This is a genomic window from Streptomyces sp. NBC_00443 (assembly GCF_036014175.1).
Taxonomy (GTDB): domain Bacteria; phylum Actinomycetota; class Actinomycetes; order Streptomycetales; family Streptomycetaceae; genus Streptomyces.
Window position 1 is genome coordinate 8,823,763 of the sequence record NZ_CP107917.1, and the last position, 19,858, is coordinate 8,843,620.

General features: G+C 71.0%; 22 protein-coding genes. 9 read left to right on the plus strand and 13 right to left on the minus strand.

Going from position 1 to position 19,858, the window contains the following annotated elements:
* Positions 1-12: 12 nt before the first annotated feature.
* Both OHO27_RS40275 and OHO27_RS40280 read right to left on the minus strand, forming a co-directional pair.
* Positions 13-522 carry a mycothiol transferase gene (locus tag OHO27_RS40275; protein WP_328429865.1) on the minus strand — a complete coding sequence of 170 codons (510 nt, stop codon included), beginning with the start codon at positions 520-522 and terminating at the stop codon, positions 13-15.
* Positions 523-547: 25 nt separating this feature from the next.
* Positions 548-1,435, minus strand: coding sequence for a LysR substrate-binding domain-containing protein (locus OHO27_RS40280; protein WP_328429866.1), 888 nt, complete (start codon positions 1,433-1,435; stop codon positions 548-550).
* A gap of 137 nt (positions 1,436-1,572) precedes the next feature.
* Between OHO27_RS40280 and mgrA the strand changes: the two genes are divergently transcribed.
* Complete coding sequence (gene mgrA / locus OHO27_RS40285; RefSeq protein ID WP_328429867.1) at positions 1,573-2,568, plus strand: L-glyceraldehyde 3-phosphate reductase; 996 nt, start codon at positions 1,573-1,575, stop codon at positions 2,566-2,568.
* Here mgrA and OHO27_RS40290 read toward each other — a convergent pair.
* The 3 genes from OHO27_RS40290 to OHO27_RS40300 all read right to left on the minus strand — a co-directional run bounded on the left by OHO27_RS40290 (position 2,558) and on the right by OHO27_RS40300 (position 3,635).
* Positions 2,558-2,827, minus strand: coding sequence for a hypothetical protein (locus OHO27_RS40290; RefSeq protein WP_328429868.1), 270 nt, complete (start codon positions 2,825-2,827; stop codon positions 2,558-2,560). The genes mgrA and OHO27_RS40290 overlap by 11 nt on opposite strands.
* A 66-nt stretch (positions 2,828-2,893) precedes the next feature.
* Entirely contained in the window at positions 2,894-3,181 is a 288-nt protein-coding gene (locus OHO27_RS40295) for a DUF1905 domain-containing protein (RefSeq protein ID WP_328429869.1), read from the minus strand.
* A 70-nt stretch (positions 3,182-3,251) separates the two neighbouring features.
* Positions 3,252-3,635, minus strand: a complete 384-nt coding sequence (locus OHO27_RS40300; protein ID WP_328430692.1) for a nuclear transport factor 2 family protein — start codon at positions 3,633-3,635, stop codon at positions 3,252-3,254.
* A 356-nt stretch (positions 3,636-3,991) separates the two neighbouring features.
* Between OHO27_RS40300 and OHO27_RS40305 the strand changes: the two genes are divergently transcribed.
* The 4 genes from OHO27_RS40305 to OHO27_RS40320 all read left to right on the plus strand — a co-directional run bounded on the left by OHO27_RS40305 (position 3,992) and on the right by OHO27_RS40320 (position 8,381).
* Entirely contained in the window at positions 3,992-4,402 is a 411-nt protein-coding gene (locus tag OHO27_RS40305; RefSeq protein WP_328429870.1) for a hypothetical protein, read from the plus strand.
* A gap of 92 nt (positions 4,403-4,494) precedes the next feature.
* The gene (locus tag OHO27_RS40310) at positions 4,495-6,840 is read left to right on the plus strand and encodes an ABC transporter ATP-binding protein/permease (RefSeq protein WP_328429871.1); all 2,346 of its coding nucleotides are present in this window, start codon (positions 4,495-4,497) and stop codon (positions 6,838-6,840) included.
* 10 nt (positions 6,841-6,850) lie between these two features.
* Complete coding sequence (locus OHO27_RS40315) at positions 6,851-7,396, plus strand: hypothetical protein (RefSeq protein WP_328429872.1); 546 nt, start codon at positions 6,851-6,853, stop codon at positions 7,394-7,396.
* Positions 7,386-8,381 (plus strand): serine/threonine-protein kinase, encoded by a 996-nt coding sequence (locus OHO27_RS40320; protein WP_328429873.1) that lies wholly within the window; start codon positions 7,386-7,388, stop codon positions 8,379-8,381. Before OHO27_RS40315 ends, OHO27_RS40320 begins: the two co-directional genes overlap by 11 nt.
* Before the next feature lie 18 nt (positions 8,382-8,399).
* Here OHO27_RS40320 and OHO27_RS40325 read toward each other — a convergent pair whose 3' ends face one another.
* Positions 8,400-9,686 (minus strand): streptophobe family protein, encoded by a 1,287-nt coding sequence (locus OHO27_RS40325; protein ID WP_328429874.1) that lies wholly within the window; start codon positions 9,684-9,686, stop codon positions 8,400-8,402.
* Positions 9,687-9,856: 170 nt separating this feature from the next.
* Here OHO27_RS40325 and OHO27_RS40330 point away from each other — a divergent pair, with 170 nt between their 5' ends.
* The 3 genes from OHO27_RS40330 to OHO27_RS40340 all read left to right on the plus strand — a co-directional run bounded on the left by OHO27_RS40330 (position 9,857) and on the right by OHO27_RS40340 (position 12,103).
* Positions 9,857-10,999, plus strand: coding sequence for a DUF6777 domain-containing protein (locus OHO27_RS40330; RefSeq protein ID WP_328429875.1), 1,143 nt, complete (start codon positions 9,857-9,859; stop codon positions 10,997-10,999).
* Between the two features lie 99 nt (positions 11,000-11,098).
* Positions 11,099-11,554, plus strand: coding sequence for an ATP-binding protein (locus tag OHO27_RS40335; protein ID WP_328429876.1), 456 nt, complete (start codon positions 11,099-11,101; stop codon positions 11,552-11,554).
* A 99-nt stretch (positions 11,555-11,653) separates the two neighbouring features.
* Positions 11,654-12,103 (plus strand): helix-turn-helix domain-containing protein, encoded by a 450-nt coding sequence (locus tag OHO27_RS40340; RefSeq protein WP_328429877.1) that lies wholly within the window; start codon positions 11,654-11,656, stop codon positions 12,101-12,103.
* 15 nt (positions 12,104-12,118) lie between these two features.
* Here OHO27_RS40340 and OHO27_RS40345 read toward each other — a convergent pair whose 3' ends face one another.
* The 3 genes from OHO27_RS40345 to OHO27_RS40355 all read right to left on the minus strand — a co-directional run bounded on the left by OHO27_RS40345 (position 12,119) and on the right by OHO27_RS40355 (position 14,699).
* Complete coding sequence (locus tag OHO27_RS40345; RefSeq protein WP_328429878.1) at positions 12,119-12,721, minus strand: ClpP family protease; 603 nt, start codon at positions 12,719-12,721, stop codon at positions 12,119-12,121.
* 1 nt (position 12,722) lies between these two features.
* The gene (locus tag OHO27_RS40350) at positions 12,723-13,361 is read right to left on the minus strand and encodes an ATP-dependent Clp protease proteolytic subunit (RefSeq protein ID WP_328429879.1); all 639 of its coding nucleotides are present in this window, start codon (positions 13,359-13,361) and stop codon (positions 12,723-12,725) included.
* Between the two features lie 126 nt (positions 13,362-13,487).
* Positions 13,488-14,699, minus strand: coding sequence for an epoxide hydrolase family protein (locus OHO27_RS40355; protein ID WP_328429880.1), 1,212 nt, complete (start codon positions 14,697-14,699; stop codon positions 13,488-13,490).
* Between the two features lie 124 nt (positions 14,700-14,823).
* Here OHO27_RS40355 and OHO27_RS40360 point away from each other — a divergent pair, with 124 nt between their 5' ends.
* Complete coding sequence (locus OHO27_RS40360; protein WP_328429881.1) at positions 14,824-15,303, plus strand: VOC family protein; 480 nt, start codon at positions 14,824-14,826, stop codon at positions 15,301-15,303.
* 14 nt (positions 15,304-15,317) lie between these two features.
* Here OHO27_RS40360 and OHO27_RS40365 read toward each other — a convergent pair whose 3' ends face one another.
* The 4 genes from OHO27_RS40365 to OHO27_RS40380 form a co-directional block, all read right to left on the minus strand.
* The gene (locus tag OHO27_RS40365; RefSeq protein ID WP_328429882.1) at positions 15,318-16,241 is read right to left on the minus strand and encodes an SGNH/GDSL hydrolase family protein; all 924 of its coding nucleotides are present in this window, start codon (positions 16,239-16,241) and stop codon (positions 15,318-15,320) included.
* Between the two features lie 117 nt (positions 16,242-16,358).
* A complete protein-coding gene (locus OHO27_RS40370; RefSeq protein ID WP_328429883.1) occupies positions 16,359-17,237 on the minus strand; it encodes a geranyl diphosphate 2-C-methyltransferase in 879 nt (292 codons plus the stop codon).
* Between the two features lie 50 nt (positions 17,238-17,287).
* Positions 17,288-18,340, minus strand: a complete 1,053-nt coding sequence (locus OHO27_RS40375) for a family 2 encapsulin nanocompartment cargo protein terpene cyclase (protein ID WP_328429884.1) — start codon at positions 18,338-18,340, stop codon at positions 17,288-17,290.
* A gap of 16 nt (positions 18,341-18,356) precedes the next feature.
* Complete coding sequence (locus OHO27_RS40380; RefSeq protein WP_328429885.1) at positions 18,357-19,793, minus strand: family 2B encapsulin nanocompartment shell protein; 1,437 nt, start codon at positions 19,791-19,793, stop codon at positions 18,357-18,359.
* Between the last annotated feature and the right edge of the window lie 65 nt (positions 19,794-19,858).

A 19,858-nucleotide genomic window follows, 5' to 3' on the forward strand; every position in this document is an offset into this window, starting at 1 on the left:
TCCGAACCGGCTTCAGGAGCCCACGACCAGCCCGCGTACGTAGGCGGCCTGTCCGACGTGCTGGAGATCGTCGGACAGGACGCTGACCAGCCGCGCGCCCAGGCTGACCGGTGGATCCCAGCGCTCGTCCACGATGCGCTCCAGATCCTTGGCGGCCACCTCGCGCAGCGCCCCCAGACTCTGGGCGTGCACGGCGTCGTAGTAGCCGGTCAGCAGGTCGCCCGAGTCGACCCGTACCTTGGCGACCTTCGCCGCGGTGTGGCCGTAGCCGGTGTCGTGGCGCGGAAGGTCGAGCCCGAAGGTCTTCTGGAAGTCCTGCGTCAGCCACACCTGGTCGAGGTCGAAGGCGTCGGCGATGTGGTCGTCCTGGACCCGGGTCAGATGCCAGATCAGCCAGGCGACGGAGTTGGCGTCGGGGGAGGGGCGGGCGTGCAGGTCGTCGGGGTCGAGGCCCTCGACGGTGGAGTGGACTTCTTCCTGGATGCGGTTGTACCCGTCGATGAGGATGTCCTTCGCATGCATGGCTCCACCATCGCGCACCCGTCCGTCATGCGCTCTCTGTTTCCAGCAGGGCCATGAGTGCCCGGGCCGCGGGGCTGGTGGCCTGCGCGGGCGGCAGCAGGGCGACCGTCTCGTAGACGGTATCGCCGGTGCCCTTGACCGGCAGTGCCGTCAGTGAGCGCCGCTTGTCCCGGAAGTGGCGGGGCACGACGGCGATGCCGAGGTCCTCGTCCACCAGGTCCAGGAGGCTGTGCACGTCGTTGACCTCCAGGGCGACGGTCCGCCGTACGCCCGCGGCGGCGAAGACGGCGTCGGTGGTGCGGCGCGGCCCCCAGTCCGGGTGGAAGTCGACGAAGACCTCGCCGCCCAGCTCCTCCGGAGTGACGGCGGCGCCGGCGGTGGCGAGGCGGTGGCTCGGATGGCACAGGACGGTCATCGGCTCGCCGGTCAGCGGTACGACGCGCAGCTGGTCGGTGTCCTCCTGCGCGGTCCGTACGGCGAAGGCCAGATCGAGGCGTCCGGCCGCGACCTCCTCCGCGAGGGCGCCCGAGCCTGCCTGACGCAGACAGATCTCCACGTCCGGATGTGCCCGCCGGAAGGCCGCCAGCAGCCCCGCCACATGCACCCCGGCGATGCACTGCTCGGAGCCGAGCGCCAGCATCCCGCGCAGCACGCCCTGCACAGCCGCCACCGCCTCATGGGCGGCCCGCACCTGCGCCAGGATCCGTTCCGCCTCGCACAGCAGCGCCCGGCCGGCCGGGGTGAGCGTCACCCGGCGGGTCGTCCGCACGAACAGCGGGGTCTGCAACTCCCGCTCCAGGGCCCGGATCGAGGCCGACAGGCCGGACTGGGACACCAGGAGGCGCTCGGCCGCCCGGGTGAAGTGCTGGTCCTCGGCGACCGCCACGAAGTGCTGGAGATGGCGCAGTTCCATGATTGAGCAGCGTAGCCGCTGAATCCCATCTGATTTACCTGTTGGACCACTGCCAGCAGGTCACGACAGAGTGGACGGCGACTGGAACACCGGTTCCTCGGAGCCGTCCTCCCTGTGCCAACCCCTCTGGAGTCGCGTTGTACACCGCACACACCGACCGCTACGCGGACATGCCCTACCGGCGCACCGGCCGCAGCGGACTCAAGCTCCCCGCGCTGTCCCTCGGCCTGTGGCACAACTTCGGCCCGGCGGACCGCTCGGTCGAGCACCAGCGGGCGATCCTGCGCCGCGCCTTCGACCTCGGCGTCACCCACTTCGACCTGGCCAACAACTACGGCCCGCCGCCCGGAGCCGCCGAGTCGGCGTTCGGCGAGGCGCTGAAGGCGGACCTCGCGCCGTACCGGGACGAGCTGATCATCTCCACCAAGGCCGGCTATCTGATGTGGCCCGGCCCGTACGGCGAGTGGGGCTCGCGCAAGTACATGCTGTCCTCGCTCGACCAGAGCCTGAAGCGGATGGGCCTGGACTACGTCGACATCTTCTACTCGCACCGCCCCGACCCGGAGACTCCGCTGGAGGAGACGATGGGCGCCCTGCACTCGGCGGTGCAGCAGGGCAAGGCGCTCTACGTCGGCGTCTCCAACTACTCGGCCGAGCAGACCCGCAAGGCCGCCCGCATCCTGGGCGAGCTGGGCACGCCGCTGCTCATCCACCAGCCGGCCTACTCGATGCTGAACCGCCGCCCCGAGGACGAGGGACTCCTCGACGCCCTCGACGAGCTCCAGGTCGGCTCGATCGTCTTCTCCCCGCTGGCGCAGGGCCAGCTGACCTCCCGCTACCTCGACGGCATCCCGAAGGACTCGCGGGCCGCGAGCGGCAGCCCGTTCCTGAACGCCGACGCGATCACCGACGAGCTGCTGGGCAAGCTCCGGGCGCTCGACGAGATCGCCAAGTCCCGCAGCCAGACCCTGGCCCAGCTGGCCCTTGCCTGGGTGCTGCGCGGCGGCCGGGTGACCTCGGCGCTGGTCGGTGCGAGCAGCGCGCAGCAGATCGAGGACAGCGTCGCGGCCACCCGCAACCTGGACTTCGACGCGGACGAGCTGGCCCGCATCGAGGCGATCCTCAAGCCGTAAGGCGTTCGCCGACCTCCCAGAGGCGTTCGCCGACCTCCCAGAGGCGTTCGCCGACCTCCCAGAGGCGGGCCGTCGCCTCTGGGTCCACGGCGTACGACAGCACGCCCGGCGTCTGCGCTCCGGTGCGCCACTCGGCCTCGTCGGCCCCGGCCACCAGGGGCTGACGTCGCAGTTCTCGCAGTAGCCCCCCGCCCACTCCGGTCGGCTGCGGGCTGGTGGCGCACCGGACGCTGGTGGCGGCACCGTCTTGAGCTGGCACGACGGGTCCCGTACAACGCCTTCAAGCGGGTGGTGGGCGTCGCGCCCCGGCGCTGTCGGGAGGCGGTCAGGAGCTGATCCGTTCCTCCAGTCGCACGGTCACGGTGTCGCCCTCCGCCTTGCCGATGGCCTTGCGGATGTCGGCCTTCACGGGCAGCTTGTGCGTGCCGTCGCCCATGGCCATGAACGAACTGCGGAAGGGCTGCCCGTCGATCGTGCCGCGGACCTTGACGAGCCCGCGGGTGCCGAAGAACTCGACGCTCCTCGGCCAGACGAGATAGGTCCAGCCGCCCTCGCTCGGACTCTTGCGCAGGACGGCCGTGAACTCCTCGTCCAGCCTGGCGGTGGTGGTCATGGTGTTTCCTCCGCTCACGGTGGTCATGTACTGAAGAGACCACCGCGAGCGCGCAAACTCATCGCGGACCTCACGCCCCGGCCGGCACCCGGTCCAGAAATCCGAGGACGGACAGGATCTGTCCCTCGGTGTCCAGCGTGATCACGTCGGACCCGGCGACCGGCGCCGCCTCGTCGGCCTCGCTCACCAGCTCCCAGGAGAAGCGCGCCGTGTCGTGGTGGCCGTCGACGGAGCCGGTCCGCCGGAAGACGAAGCCGGGGAACTGCGCCTGCGCCGCCGCGACGACGGCCACGATCCCCTCGTAGCCCCGCACGTCCGCGAGCGGGTCGGTGTAGCCGCCCTGCGGGGACCACGCGATGGCGACCGCCCGGGCCAGCGCATCGGGCTCGCGGGTGTTCCAGGCGTCGAAGTAGCGGGCGACGGCGATCTCGTAGCGGTCGGTGGTCACGGGCACGGACGCGGACATGGGCGATCAGCCTCCAACGAGGTCGTCACTGGTGGGAACCCGGATCCCGTTCGCGGTGACCCGGTACCGCAACGATGCCCGCGTGCACCGGAAAGCTCGATTACTCCCGAGGTAATGCCCGGTCACGCACGGGTTTGACGTGCACCCGCCGTGTTTCGGCCAACACCGGCTGTGAATATGCCAGGAGACTGGCCGGAAAGTCATGGTGACAGTGTTTCAGTAGTGAACATACTCAACTACGAGGGCGCCTCACATGGGGCGACGGCGCCCTTACGCACCGCTCATGAGCCGTATGGAAAGCGAGGTCCGCCGACAGGCGAACACGGCAACACGGGGGAGGTCACGTGCACGACGAGTTCCTTTGCCATGTCACCGCATACGGCGTCTGCGGCGGCCGGCGCATCGGTGTACCCCTGGGAACCTACCGGGCACCCACCCTGGCCCTCGCGCTGTGGTGGTTACGTGACCGGGCCTCCTGGATCGCCGAGCGATTAGACCCGCGACCGGACGCCGCGCACATCCCCGCGAGTGCGCTCGTCCCGGTCGCGGACAATCTGCCCGACGTGCCGGCCGTGCTGCGCGCATGGTGCGGCGACGACGATCAACAGGAGCTGATGGCCGACGAGTTGGCGGCCGGGCGGCTGGTGCGGATCGCCGTGAGCGACGAGACCACCGAGTACGAACTGCTCGCCGAGTCGATCGATGCCCTGCGGATGCAGCGGACCAGCCCGGCGCTGGTCGTCCCCGTCGCCTGAACCCCTGCTGCTGAATGACCAGCCGCCCCGAGCGCAGGCGGACGCCGTGAACGCAGGCGGCGCATACATGGACAGATCGATAGAATCCTGGCATGGCGGAGCGGCCGCTCGCACCGACTGCGCCCGTACTGGTCCTGGAGACCGAGTCGGGCTCCACCGTGATGACCCCCGGCCGTGACTACCGCGTCGGACGCGACCCGCTCTGCGACATCGTCATCGACGACGCCCGTGTCTCCTGGCACCACGCGGTACTGCGGCCCGGCGCCGACCACTGGACCCTCGCGGACGAGAACAGCACGAACGGCACCTACACCGAAGGCCACCGCATCCGCGAGTGGGACGTGGGACCCGGCACCGTCATCCGCTTCGGCAACCCGTCCGACGGCCCGCGCGCGGTGCTGCAGGACCGCCCCGCCCCGGCCGCCGCGCCGGAACGCCCCTCGGCGATCTCCATGCCCGGCCTCACCGGCACCTTCCGCAGGCCCACCTCCGTCCGGCCCCTGCCCACCCGCGCCGTCCGCATCGGCCGCGCCGCCGACAACGACCTGGTCATCGACGACCTCGTCGTCTCCCGTCACCACGCCGAGCTGCACGCCCTGCCCGACGGGACGTACGAGATCGCCGACCTGGGCAGCCACAACCGCACCTACCTCAACGGCGCTCCGGTCACCACCGCCCCGATCGGCCCCGGCGACATCGTCGGCATCGGCCACTCCGCGTTCTGCCTGGTCGGGGACCAGCTGCAGGAGTACGTCGACACCGGCGAGGTCTCGCTGGAGGTGCAGGACCTCGCGGTCGCCGTCGACCACGGCCGCAAGACCCTCCTCGACCATGTCTCCTTCCCGGTGGGGGAGAAGTGCCTGCTCGCCGTCGTCGGCCCGAGCGGCGCCGGGAAGTCCACGCTGCTCAACGCCCTCACCGGCCAGCGCCCCGCCGACCACGGCACCGTTCTCTACGACGGCCGCGACCTCTACCGTGACTACGCCGAGCTGCGCCAGCGCATCGGCCTGGTCCCGCAGGACGACATCCTGCACGCACAACTCACCGTCCGCAGCGCCCTGTCCTACGCCGCCGAGCTGCGCTTTCCGCAGGACACCGCCAAGGCCGAGCGCCGGGCCCGGGTCGACGAGGTCATCCACGAGCTGGGCCTGGAGCAGCGCGCCGGGCAGCACGTGCACAGCCTCTCCGGCGGGCAGCGCAAGCGCGTGAGCGTCGCCCTGGAACTGCTGACCAAGCCTTCGCTGCTGTTCCTCGACGAGCCGACCTCCGGGCTCGACCCCGGCATGGACCGCTCGGTGATGAACATGCTGCGCGGCCTGGCCGACGACGGCCGCACCGTCATCGTCGTCACCCACAGCGTGCTCAGCCTCGACATCTGCGACCGGCTCCTCGTTCTCGCCCCCGGCGGACGCATCGCCTACTACGGCCCGCCCGAGGAGGCGCTGAGCTTCTTCGGGTTCGAGCACTGGCCGGAGGCCTTCGAGGCGTTCGAACGCGACCAGGAGCGGGACTGGGCGGGCGACTACCGCAGCTCGCTCTACCACCGGCAGTACATCTCCGACGCGACCGGACAGCCCAGCCGGCCCCGCACCGGCCCGGTCGTGATCGCCCGGCCGCCCCGGCCGCGCAGCCGTGGCGCCCAGCTCGGCACGCTGATCCGCCGCTACGCCACCGCGCTCGCCGCCGACCGCACCTTCCTCGCGATCATGATCGCTCTGCCGTTCGTGATGGGCGCGATGGCCCGCGCCCTGGCCGGCAGCAGGCTGACGCAGGAGACGGCGATGAACGCGCTGCTCATCCTGTGCGTCGGCGGCGTCCTGACGGGCGCGGCGAACGCCGTGCGCGAGCTGGTCAAGGAACGTGTCATCTACCGGCGGGAGCGGGCGGTCGGCCTGTCCAGATCGGCGTACCTGATGTCCAAGGTGGTGGTCCTGGGGACGATCACCGTGCTCCAGGCGGTCGTACTGACCCTGGTGGCCCTGCTCGGCGTCGACCTCAACGCCCCCGGCGGCGAGGGTGTGCTGATGCCGCCGCTCGTCGAGATCACCATTGCCGTCGCCCTGCTGGCCTTCACCGCGATGATGCTCGGCCTGGTCGTCTCCGCGCTGGTGCGCAAGGAGGAGGTGACGATGCCGCTGCTGGTGCTGCTCGCCATCGTCCAGGTCGTGTTCTGCGGAGCGCTGCTCAAACTCAACGGCGTACCCGGCCTGGAGCAGCTGTCCTGGGTCGTGCCCTCCCGATGGGCGCTCGGTGCGATGGCCGGCACCCTGGAGCTGTCCCAGCTCGTCCCCGGCGATCTGACCGGCGACCCGCTGTTCGAGCACTCGGCCGGAGTGTGGCTGCTCAACGTGGCCATGCTCGTCGCGCTCTCCGCGGTCTTCGGCTACGTCGTCTCCCGGCTGCTGCGCCGCCGCGAACCAGTCGTCATGCGGAAGTAGGCGAGAGCCCATGGCGTCCCCCGGCTTCCGGCCCACCCACGTCGTCCCCCAGCGCGGCATGCCCGCCTGGGAGACACCCGACCCCGCCCGGCCCACCGTGCCCCTCGACGCGTTCCTGCCGGTCCAGCTCGTCGAGCGGCAGGGCGACTGGGGGCACATCCTGTGCGCCAACGGCTGGTCGGCCTGGGTCGACGGCCGCCACCTGGTCGCCGTACCGCAGGACCCGCCCACCGCCGACGGCGGCCCGCTCACCGGGTCCGCCGACCCGCGCCCGCTGCTCACCCGCGTCGAGCGGGTGCTGGCCGGCTACCGGTCCGCGGTCGAGGACCTCGCGGCCGGCGGCCTGGACGGCGAGTCCTTCCGCGTCCGCACGTCGGGGCTGCGCATCGGGGTCGTCGTCGACGGGGAGTCGATGTGGCTCTACGACGCCGAGCACGGCCGGTGGGCGTACGCGGACGGAACCCGGCTGAGCACGTACGCCACGGACGACGGCCCCGGCGCCGCCACGGACCCCGGCCACGCTCCGACCCAGGTCGTGACACCCGATGGGCCGTGACACAAGCCTCTTCTCCGGCCGTCCCTCGGAGCTGATCGGCCGGGAGATCGCGGGCTACCGCATCGAACGCGAGATCGGCCGCGGCGGCATGGCGGTCGTCTACCGTGCCCGTGACCTCCGCCTCGACCGCACCGTCGCGCTGAAGCTCCTCGCCCCCGAACTCTCCCGCAACGACACCTTCCGGAGCCGCTTCACCCACGAGTCCCGGGCCGCCGCCGCGATCGACCATCCGCACATCGTGCCGGTCTTCGAGGCGGGCGAGACGGACGGCGTGCTGTACATCGCCATGCGCTACGTCTCCGGCAGCGACCTGCGCCATCTCCTCGACCGCCAGGGCCCGTTGCCGCCCCCGACGGCCCTGCGCATCGCCGCCCAGGTCGCCTCCGCCCTCGATGCGGCGCACGATCACGGCCTGGTCCACCGGGACGTGAAGCCCGGCAACATCCTCGTCGCGCGCGGCACCGACAGCGATCACCCCGAGCACGTGTACCTCACCGACTTCGGCCTGACGAAGAAGTCACTGTCCCTGACCGGCTTCACGACCGTCGGTCAGTTCGTCGGCACCCTCGACTACGTGGCCCCCGAGCAGATCTCGGGCAAGCCGGTCGACGCGCGCTGCGACGTCTACGGCTTCGCCTGCGTGGTCTACGAGTGCCTGGCGGGGCACCCGCCGCTGCGCCGCGACAGCGACATGGCCCTGCTGTGGGCCCACCAGTACGACGAGCCACCGCCCCTGACCGAGTCACGCCCGGACCTCGCTCCGGCCGTCGACGCCGTGTTCGCCAAGGCACTGGCCAAGAGCCCCGACGACCGGCAGGACTCCTGCCTCGCCTTCGTCGCCGACCTGCGCGCCGCGGTCGCGGGCGGTGCGGAGGGGCACGCGCCGACGCAGGTGGACCTCAGGGTCGTAGAGCGTCCGAAGGAGCCTGCGAAGAGCGAGCCGAAACCGCCGCCCCGCTGGGCCGAGCCGGTCTTCCGGCGGTGAGGGGGCCGGTGCGGCGGCTCACCCTGCCGCGCGTGGCGGTACCTCGCCCCTGTGCCGCACCCGCTTCGCCGTCAGCCCGCCGAGGAACCCGGTGACCAGCCCCCACAGCAGTGCCAGGCCGATGGCGCCCCACACCTCGGGCCGCAGGAACAGCTCGCCGCCCAGATCCCCGCCGAGGTCACCGATGCCCAGCACCGACAGGCCGTAATGGGCGGACGTCCGGCCGACGAGGCAGATCATCAGCACCGTCAGCGCCAGCGCGACCGCCATGTGCACGGCGTGCTGCCAGGCGCGCATCCGGTCCGGTGAACGCCTCGCCATCACGAACGCGGCAGCCAGCAGCAGGACCGCGTCGACGACGACCAGCCACCACACCCGGCCGTCGTGCTCGGCGAGCGTGCCCAGATTCAGCTCGGCCGTCTCCCGGCCGCGCAGCACCTCGTCGAGCACATGCGGCATGGGCAGCCCGAACGGCCCGTCCACCCGCCCGTTCCAGGTGGCGCCGAGCCCGATCGTCAGGGCGAGCCACACCAGGTTCGGCAGACCGAGCAGGATCACCGCGAGCGTCTCGGTCGCGTGCCCGCGCGTCGCCGCCACGACCAGGCCGATGACGACACCCAGCACGACATAGGTGAGCAGCAGCGCCACCATGGCGTACGCGGCCGGCCGCACCGACTCCTGGAAGCGCAGCAGCCGGCCCGGCAGCGGAGCCCCGCGCGAGACCAGCAGCGCCAGCACCAGCACGCCCGCCAGCCACAGCAGGCCGACGAGCAGGGTCGCCGGGATGTGGGTGGTGAAGCCGACCTCGGGAGAGATGCCGAACAGGTCTCCGAGGTCGCCTAGCGCGTCCTCCCCGAGGTCACGCAGGGAGAGGGTGAACGTCTGGCTGGCGGCGAGGGACAGCGCCAGGAGCGCGATCAGCCACAGTACGGCGATCCTGGCGGCCCAGCCGGCCAGCTCCCCGGCGCCGGCGACCGCCCGGTGCCGCAGCGGACGCAGGAAACCGACGGCCAGGACGAGTGCACCGGTGAGCGTGACGGACAGCGGGATCACGGTCAGGCCGGCGTCGGACTCGGCCAGCCCTCCGGCGTTCCCCGAGAGCTCGATCGTGCCGCCGACCGCCGTGACGACGGTCGCCGCGACGACACGGGGGAAGGCGTTGTCCGGGAGGTCCGCCGCCCCGGCCGCCCACAACCCGAGCGTGGCGACCACCCCCATCGCCACCAGCCCGGCCGGCACCACGAGGAGGGCCTGCACCCAGCCATGGGCGGCCACGGCCGGACGGGAGGGGGTCAGCGCGCTCACCCTGTCCACGCTAAGCAGCGCCTCACCGCCCCGCCCGCCGGGAGGTCCGTCCGCGTCGGCTTGCGGGCGGCGCGGCACCGGAGCACAGAATGGGTGCAACGCAGGGAAGCGACATAAGGGACAAAGGTGAGCGGCGAAAGCGCCATCCGCCACGCTGGGAAGAAGGCTTCGTGAGCGTCGAACCTCCGTCGTCCGGCCGCCCCACAGGACCGCCCTCGGGCCCCCTGTCGGGCCCCTCCCAGCCACCCTCCGGCCCGCCCTCGCAACCCCCGCCGACCGGCGGCTCCGGAGCACCCGGCCCCGAACCGCGCCGCCCCTGGTGGCGTTCCGCGCCCCGCATCGCCGCGATCGCCGTCGTGGTCGTGGCCGCCGTGATTCTCGCCGTCGTCCTCTCCCGCGGTGACGGCGGCGGCACCGGTACCAGCGCCGACGGGGAGGTCTTCCTCCAGGCCGCCGGCAAGACGGGACCCGACCCGTTCACCGAGTCCACGGCCACGGACAGCTCCGCCCCGCCCGCCGCCCCCACCCAGGCCACCGAGTCGGAACCGTCGAACGCGGTACGCGGGGTCGACGGCGGCGCGCCCGGCCTGTACGGCGGCACCCGCAAGGCCGCCGCATGCGACGTCGAGAAGCAGATCGCGTACCTGCGGGCGGCCCCGGAGAAGAACAGGGCGTTCGCGTCGGTCGCCCGAGTCAACGCCTCCGACGTGCCCGCCTACCTGCGCTCGCTCACCCCCGTCCAGCTGCGCATGGACACACGTGTCACCAACCACGGCTATCGCGACGGAGCCGCCCACTCCTATCAGGCCGTCCTGCAGAGCGGCACGGCGGTCATGGTCGACGATCGCGGGGTGCCCCGGGTGCGCTGCGCCTGCGGCAACCCGCTGACCCCGCCGGTCGCCCAGCAGGGCACACTCGAACGGACCGGAGACTCCTGGCCGTCTTACCGCTCCTCGAACGTCGTCGTGGTCGTACCCTCGACGACGATCGTCAACGCGCTCGTCATCTTCGACGACGAGCGCGACGAGTGGGTCGCCCGCGAGCGCGGCGACGACGGCGACAAGGACAAGAAGACCGACCGGCCGGTGAAGCCCTCCCCGTCGGTGAGCGTGTCGACACCGGAGTCCCCGAGTTCCCCGTCCAGCCCGCCGGCATCAACGCCGGAATCGTCCACTCCGGAAACCTCGACCTCCGAACCCCCGACCACCGAGCCCGAGTCGCCCGAGAGCCCCGCCCCGCCGCCGGACGAGGACACGGCCACGACGTCCCGGTCGGCGCCCACGGAGGACACACCGCAGTCGCCGCAGCTGTGACGTACGGCGCGGCCTGCACGGGGACTGCGCGGCCCCGCTCTGGGTAACAGGACTGGTGCAGCAGCGTCCGGCCGGGGCCGGCTTCCGAGAGAGAAACGCATGATCGAGCACGTGGACGGGGCAGTGATTCCTACTGGTTTCGACGTGCCCGTGGAACCGCTTCGGCGGGCGGCGCACTACAGCGGTGAACAGGGATGCATCGCCGAGGCGCGGTCCTTCGCGGCACTGTTCCTCGGGCGGCTCAGGACCGAGTGGTGCGCCACGATCGGGCAGCCGGCTGAGGACAAGGTGCTGTTGGTGGTCAGCGAGCTGGTCACCAACGCCGACCGGCACAGCAACGGCCCGTACATCCTGGATCTGGAGGGCACCGACGACGCGGTGACGGTCTGCGTGTACGACAGCAGTGCCGCGCTGCCCCGCCGCTACCCCAGGGATCCGCAGCGGGTCGGCCGGCACGGACTGGAGATCGTCCACGCGCTGGCCGCTGAGGTCGCCGTGGAACGGGTGCCGGTCGGCAAGCGGGTGCGGGCGGTGCTGCGGCTGGCCGACGAGTGACGGCCGGCCGGGAACTCCGTGCCGGCTCGTAGCCGCGATTTCCCCCAGGGCAGAACGTCGGCCCCTTCCCCCGCCGCGCCACGCTCATAGGCTGGGAAAGTGAGCAAACAAGCGCCGAACGAAGCCCGCGTCATTCCCCTGCGCCCGCCCGCCGCCCGCCCCGGAACGACCCGCCCCGCGTCCGAACGCCCTGCCACCCCGGCACCCGCGCCCGCCGTCGCACCGCCCGCCCCGGCACCCAGGGAACCCCTGTGGCGCGACCTCGTCGGCGACGTCCTGCGCCGCGAGCGCCTCGCCCAGGAGCGCACCTTGAAGGACGTGGCCGACGCGGCCCGGATCTCCATGCCGTATCTCTCGGAGGTGGAGCGCGGCCGCAAGGAGGCCTCCTCGGAGGTCCTCGCGGCCGCCGCCCACGCCCTGGGCCTCGGCCTCGCCGACCTGCTGTCGCAGGCGCAGGGCGAGCTCGTCCGGCTCACCAGCCGCCGTGCGCCCACCGGCAGCCGCGCCGGGGCCGGTTCACGCTACGACGGGATGTGCCTCGCGGCGTGAGGTCGCGCCGGCGCCTCAGACCCCCACCAGGCGCCGGCTCACCACCTCGTCGGCCAGGCCGTACGCCACGGCCTCCTCCGCGGTGAACACCTTGTCGCGGTCCATGTCCGCGCGCAGCGTCGTGATGTCGTGGTGCGTGTGCCGGGCCAGCACCTCCTCGACCTGCGAGCGGATCCGGACCATCTCCTTGGCCTGGAGGGCGAGATCGGACACCATGCCCCGGCTGCCCCCGGTGGCGGGCTGACCGAGCAGCACCCGTGCGTGCTCCAGCACGAACCGCCGACCCGGATCCCCACCGGCCAGCAGCACGGCCGCCGTTGACGCCGCCTGTCCCACGCAGAACGTCGAGATCGGCGCCTGCACGTACGTCATCGTGTCGTAGATCGCCATGAGCGAAGTGAACGAGCCGCCGGGGGAGTTGAGGTAGATCGCGATCTCGTTCTCCGGAGCCGAAGACTCCAGATGCAGGAGTTGCGCGATGACGACGTTGGCGACGCCGTCGTCGATCTCCGTGCCCAGGAAGATGATCCGCTCCGACAGCAGCCGGCTGAACACGTCGGAGGACCGCTCGCCGTGCGCGGTCCGCTCGACGACGTACGGAATCGTGTAGTTCCCCATGTCACAGCCCCATCCGTCGCTTGGAGGCGGCCGGGCGGACGTCCGCGAGGGACTCCACGACCTGGTCCACCATGCCGTACTCCCTGGCCTCCTCGGCCGTGAACCAGCGGTCGCGGTCACCGTCCCGGGAGATGATCTCCGGGGTCTGGCCGGTGTGCTCGGCAGTGATCCGCTCGATGGTCCTCTTCGTGAACTCCAGGTTCTCCGCCTGGATCTCGATGTCCGCGGTGGTGCCGCCGATGCCCGCCGACGGCTGATGCATCATGATCCGTGCGTTCGGCAGCGCGTACCGCTTGCCCGCGCTGCCCACGCTCAGCAGGAACTGGCCCATGCTGGCCGCGAAGCCCATCGCGAGCGTAGCGACGTCGTTCGGGATCAGCCGCATCGTGTCGTAGATGGCCAGGCCCGCGTGCACCGAGCCGCCCGGGCTGTTGATGTACAGGCTGATGTCGGTGCGCGGGTCCTCCGCGGACAGGATCAGCAGTTGCGCGCAGACCCGGTTCGCGGAGACCTCGTCGACCTGGGTGCCCAGCAGGACGATCCGCTGGCCGAGGAGCTGGGCGGCCAGCTGGTCGTCGAAGCGGGTGGGCGCGGTGTCGCCCTCCTCGGCCCGCGGCGCGAGCGTGGTGAGTGGAGTCATCGGTTCTCCTCGTGGTGGCGGGGATGCCTTCGACTCCACTCTTGACCTCGGACGACGCCGGAATGCGGATTCTCTGCCCGCGGCAGATTCGCTACCGGCAGAGCGGCGTCCCAGGCCCCTGCCGCGTCAGCCGTCGCCCTTCTCGCGCACCTGCCGGAAGAACGCCCGTACGTCCCCGACGAGCAGGTCCGGCTCCTCCATCGCCGCGAAGTGCCCGCCCCGGTCGAACTCCGTCCAGCGCACGATGTTCTCCGTGCGCTCCGCCTTGTGCCGCAGCGGGATCTGCGGATCGCCGAAGAAGGACGCCACCGCGGTCGGGGCGGTCGAGGGCTCGTGCTGTGCGGCCACCCGGTCACCCTGGGCATGAGCGCGCTCGTAGTACACCCGTGCGGACGATCCCGCTGTGCCCGTCAGCCAGTACAGCATCACGTTGGTGAGCATCAGGTCCCGGTCGACGGCCTCTTCGGGCAGCTGCTCGGAGTCGGTCCACTCCTGGAACTTCTCGACGATCCAGGCGAGTTGGCCGACCGGCGAGTCCGTGAGCGCGTACGACAGGGTCTGCGGCCGGGTGGACTGCACGTGGAAGTAGCCCGTCGATCCGCGGAGCCACTGGGCCCACCGCCGCCAGGACGTGAGCGCCCGCTCCCGCTCCCCGGGGCTCAGCGGCGCCAGCTCCTCCGCAGTCGGCTCGGTGGACGCCTGCGCGCCGGGCAGGAGATTGAGGTGGATGCCGATGACCCGGTCGGGGTGGACGCGGCCCAGCTCGCGGGAGATTCCCGCGCCCCAGTCGCCGCCCTGGGCACCGAACCGCTCATAGCCGAGGCGTGTCATCAGCTCGACCCACGCGTCGGCGATCCGGCGGGCCTCCCAGCCGGTCTCCCGGGTGGGTCCGGAGAACCCGAACCCGGGAATGCTCGGCAGGACCACGTGGAAGGCGTCGGCGGGATCGCCGCCGTGCGCGGCCGGGTCCGTCAACGGACCGACGATGTCCATGAATTCCACGATCGAACCCGGCCAGCCGTGCGTGACGATCAGCGGCGTGGCGTCCGGCTCGGGCGAGCGGATGTGCGCGAAGTGCACGTGCGCGCCGTCGATCTCGGTCGTGAACTGCGGCCACTCGTTCAGCCGCACCTCCGCCGCCCGCCAGTCGTAGTCATGCCGCCAGTGGCGCACCAGCTCGCGCAGGTACTCCGAAGGCACGCCGTACGTCCATCCGACCCGGGGCAGCTCGTCGGGCCACCGGATGCGGTCCAGGCGGTCGTGCAGGTCGTCCAGGTCACTCTGCGGAATGTCGATGCGGAACGGGTGGATGCCGGAGTCGGCGGGCGAAGGGGCCATGCCGGCGATGCTAGTTCCGAATGGTGTAACGGCCACGTGGATTAGTCGGCCGTGCGACCGATGAGTTCCGGGGCGAGGATCGGTCGGTACAGATGACAGCGTTCCGCACGCCCAGGAGGTACCCATGGCAACCGACGGATTCACGACGTGTCTCTGGTACGACGGCCAGGCCGAGGAGGCCGCCAACTTCTACGTCTCCGTGTTCAAGAACTCCGGCATCGGCAAGGTCGCGCACTACCCCGAGGGCGCGATGCAGCCGGCCGGCTCCGTCATGACCGTCGAGTTCACGGCCAACGGCCACAAGTTCCTCGCGCTCAACGGCGGCCCCCAGTTCAAGTTCACCGAGGCGACCTCCTTCATGATCTTCTGCGAGAACCAGGAGGAGATCGACTACTACTGGGAGAAGCTCACCGAGGGCGGCGGCGAGCCCGGCCCCTGCGGGTGGCTCAAGGACAGGTTCGGGCTGTCCTGGCAGGTCGTCCCGGACAGCCTCGACGCCATGGTCACCGACCCGGACCCGGCGAAGGCGGCCCGCGTGACCAAGGCCTTCATGGAGATGGGCAAGTTCGACATCGCCGCCCTGGAAAAGGCCTACGTCGGGTAGGAACCGCCCCGCAATCAACCGACGGGGTGCGTGCCGATCACCCGGGTGATCTCCCGGGCGATCCGCAGGATCCCGGGCGAGCGGACCGGGCACGGTTTCGGCTTCGAGGTCGTGGGCGCCAGACAGAAGTGCAGGTAGTCGTCGTCGCGGTGCAGCGCGGTCCGGTCGCGGTCCGGCTGGGTGCAGTACTCGGCGTGCTCGCGCTCGTACGCCGTGCACGGCAGGTACTGGACCCAGGAGTACCGGGCCCCGGCCGCGCTGAGCGCCTTGCCCGCGTCGGCGAGCAGGCCGTCCGAGGCGCCGGCCCGCGACTCGTACAGGGCGTTGACGCGCCGGACCCGGTCGGGCGTGATCGGGTCCGGGCCCTGCAGCACAAGGACGATCCGCGTCTCACCGGCCGCGGCGACCTGGTCGGTGAGACGCTTCAGGTCGGCCTCGTACCGCTTGACGTACTTCTCGGGCGAGGCGTCATGGGTGATCCCGTCCATGCACGGTGTATAGCCCCACGCGTTCCCCCAGAACTGCAGCACCACGAAGTCCGGCCGCAACCTGCGCACCAGGGCGGCCGCCTTGTCCGCGACCGGCACCAGGGACCGCTCGCCGGTGCCCTCCAGGTAGTCGCACAGGGTCGTTCCCGAATACGGGGCGCTCGTGTACGTCGCCCCCAGCTCGCGGCGCAGCTCCTGCCCGATCACGTCCTGCGCCTCCATGGCGAGCGAGTCGCCCAGGTACAGCACGGTGGGTGCCTTCGCAGGGGCGCTCTTGTCCGTGGCAGTGCCGGTGCTCGCGCTCGGGGAGGCCGGCGCCCGCTGCTGCGTGGTCACCGATGCCTGCGGTGCCTCCGGAGGCGGCGCCGCCTCCGGCTCGGACGCCGGATCGCCGCACGCGCCGAGCAGCACGACGGCCAGCAGTAGCCCCACGATCCACGGCCTGCGCATACGGCAACTCCCGCCCCGGGCACCGAAAACGGTTCCCCAGGCAAGCACAGCCCGGCCCAAGGCGGAAGACGCGCGTCGGCCACGGCAACCCATGGCCGACGCGCGCCCGACGGTCGGTCAGACGCGGTCCGCCGCGATCAGCAGGTACTGGAAACTGCCGTTGCGGTACGCCGTCAGGAACGTCTCCTCGATGCCCGTCACCAGGTGCTCGGCCTCAGCGCGCAGCTCCCAGTAGGGGATGGTCGCCTCGGTGAGGTCCTCCACATGGACCGGGACGAGCCGGTTGCGGGCCATGGCGCGGAAGTACTCCGAGCGTGGATGGATGTCGCAGATGTAGTGGGCGTTGATCAGGGACACCTCGCGCGAGGCGCGCCCGTAGGTGTCGTTGTAGCAGCCGGTGATGGTCACGTAGCGGCCACCGCGGCGCAGCAGCCGGGCGTGCTCGGCGAACAGCAGGTCGAGCTCCACGTACATGGTCGACTCGTTGTTCCAGGAGGCCGTGTACGCCCCGGTCTGCAGCCCGGTGTCCAGCATGTTGCGGTGGTGGTAGCGCACCCGGCCGTCGATGCCCCGCTTGCGGGCCTGGGCGTTCGCGAACTCCGCCTGCTTCTGCGAGATGGTGACGCCGTCGGCGTGGCAGCCGTACCGCAGATGCGCCGTGACGCTGCCGCCGCCGCGGCCGCAACCGGCGTCGAAGACGCGGTCGGCGGGGGAGAGGGGGCCGAGCCGCTCGGCGAGGAATTCGGCCTGGGCGTGCTCCAGCCGGTGCAGTTCGGTGGTGATGCGCTCCCGCCGCAGGTCCGGGTCGGGTTCGTCGAGCACGGAGCGGTCGGCGGCTCCGATGCCGTAGTGATGGTGGTAGAGGTCGTCGAGCTTTCCGAGTTCGAGGTTGACCGGGTTCTCCTCGGCGTTCCAGTAGTCCGCGACGCGGGTCTGGTACGTGGACTGGGTCGGCACCGATACGGCCTTGGTGCCGGCGTCGGGGGCGATGGTCAACGGTGACTCCTCGTGCTGGTGCGTAGGACGCTCTGTCATTCGATCGCGCTTTACCAGTAGTTGGGCAGGTGGTAGCGGTGGGTGTTGGTGGAGTGCCACTCGTGGTTGCCGGCCACCCAGTCGGACAGGCCCTGGGTGTACCGCTCGACCAGCGGTGAAGTGGCGGACAGCAGGGCCGACTCCTCCTCGAAGGCCTCCATGATCCGGTTGTGGATCTCGACGGCCTTGAGGTAGGCGGCCTTCAGACCGCAGTTCTCGTTCGCGGCGATGACCTGCGGCAGATTCAGATGGGTGGGGTCGCTCGCCAGCTCCTTGGTGAAGGAGTACAGGTCGTTGACGATCGTGGTGGCGTTGCAGGCGAGCGCCGTGATCCGCTGGACTTCGGGGCGGGCGTAGACCACCTCGGGCAGTTCGTAGCCGTCCACGGCGTCCACGATCGACAGACAGGGGCGGAAGTTGTTGAACTGCCGCATCACCAGGTACTCCCAGACCTGCGGGACGTACCGGGTCTCCGCCCAGGCCGCCTCGGCGAGATAGCCCAGGTGAAGCCGGGCGATGTCGTGGACGAAGCGGTCGGTCTGGCTCGGGGTGGCGAAGGCGGCGTAGTCCTGGAGGGCGAAGTGGTACGAGCGCAGCGGACCGTCGGCCCGCACACCGTGCCGCCACTCCTCCTCCAGCTCGGGAATGCCGTGGTACGGGTCGAGCGCCGACTGGGCCATGATCAGCCGGCCCCCGAGGCCCCGGCGCGCGCCGCCCCGGCCCTCGTCCTCCTCGCAGTAGCAGGAGTCGACGACGTTCTCGGCGAGCAACAACTCGCCCGCGGCCGTCAGACGTTCCAGATCGAGCGCCTGCGGATGCTGGAGCACCACGGCCCGCCCGAACTGGAACCCCGAGAAGTCGCCCTTCCACGCCTCGGGGAACAGATCGAGATCCCGGGCCCACTCCTCCAGCCTGCGGTCGACCTCCGCGGCCTTCACCGGGTCGGCGGGGGCCACCTGCCGGTACCGGAGCCCGGGGATCGCCCCGGTGCGCCGCTGGGTGCGGAACGAGCGTGCGATGTTCGGCGGTCCCGGCAGTGCGAAGGCGGAGGCGGGGGTGCTCATCGGGTGCTCCACGCGGTCACTCGGCCGTCCGGCCGATCTGGGCGTTCTCCAGGATCCCGACCGCGTCGGGGACGAGGATCGCCATCGAGTAGTAGGCGGTGACGAGGTAACGCATGATCGAGTTGGCGTCGATGCCCATGAACCGCACGTTCAGGCCCGGCTGGTACTCCTCCGGGATGCCCGTCTGATACAGCCCGATGGCGCCCTGGTCGCCCTCCCCGGTGCGCAGCGCGATGATGCTGCTGGTGTGCTGCGGGGTGATCGGGATCTTGTTGCACGGGAAGATCGGCACACCGCGCCAGGCGGGGATCTCGTGCCCGTCGACGTTCGCCGTGCCGGGCACCAGGCCACGCCGGTTGCACTGCCGGAAGAAGGCCGCGATCGCCTTCGGGTGGGCGATGAACAGCTTGGTCTTGCGGCGCATCGACAGCAGTTCGTCCATGTCGTCGGGGGTCGGCGGCCCCGTGAACGTGCTGACGCGCTGCCCGTAGTCGGCATTGGCCAGCAGCCCGAACTCCCGGTTGTTGACCAGCTCACACTCCTGCCGTTCGCGGATCTCCTCGACGGTGAGGCGGAGTTGCTGCTCGGTCTGGTTCATCGGGTCGTTGAAGAGGTCGGCCACCCGGGTGTGGACGCGCAGCACGGTCTGGGTGAGCGACAACTCGTACTCGCGCGGCGCGAGGTCGTAGTCGACGAACCCGCCGTCGATCGTCGGCTCGCCGACATGGCCCGCCTGCACCGGTACGTCGGCCTCGCCCTTGCGGTTCATGGGCAGCCGCTGGCGTTCGCCGTACGCCTCCAGGTGCGCCGCGAGGGAGGGCGCCCGGTCGGTGAGCTCCGTGACCACGGTCCAAGGGAGCACCATCACGACGGCCGCGGTCTCGGCCCGTACCGAACTCAGCCACAGCGGGTCGGGCCGGCCGATCGCCTCGTCGCCGATCTGGTCGCCGTCGGTGACGACCCCGAGGATCTCCTCCTCGCCGTACTTGCCCTCGGTGAACCGGGTGAACCGGCCGTGCACGACGAGGTAGGCCTCCCTGACCGGCTGCCCGGCCTGGACGAGGATCTGGCCGGCCCGGACGTCGCGCACCCGGAAACGGCCCGCGATCTCCTTCAGGACATCGATGTCGGAGTATCCGCGCAGCACCGGCAGTTCGGTGAGCGTCTGCGGGATGACCTTGATGTCGTCGGCACCGTTCTGCTCGAACTGCACCCGGCCGCGGCCCACGCGCAGCTGGAGGCGCCGGTTGACCCGGTAGGTTCCGCCCTTGACGTCCACCCACGGCAGCATCTTCAGCAGCCATCGTGAGGAGATGGCCTGCATCTGCGGTTCGGACTTGGTGGTCGTGGTGAGCTGGCGTGCCGCATGCGTGCTGAGACTGGTGAGTTGTCCGTCGGCGGAGGAGGCGGAGTCGTCGGTGGCAGGTCCGGTGGCGCTGTCGGGTACGGACACGTATCTCCCTAGAGGGTGATCGGGCGTGAGCGAAGTGGTCGGTGACGACGGCAACCGCGGGCGCG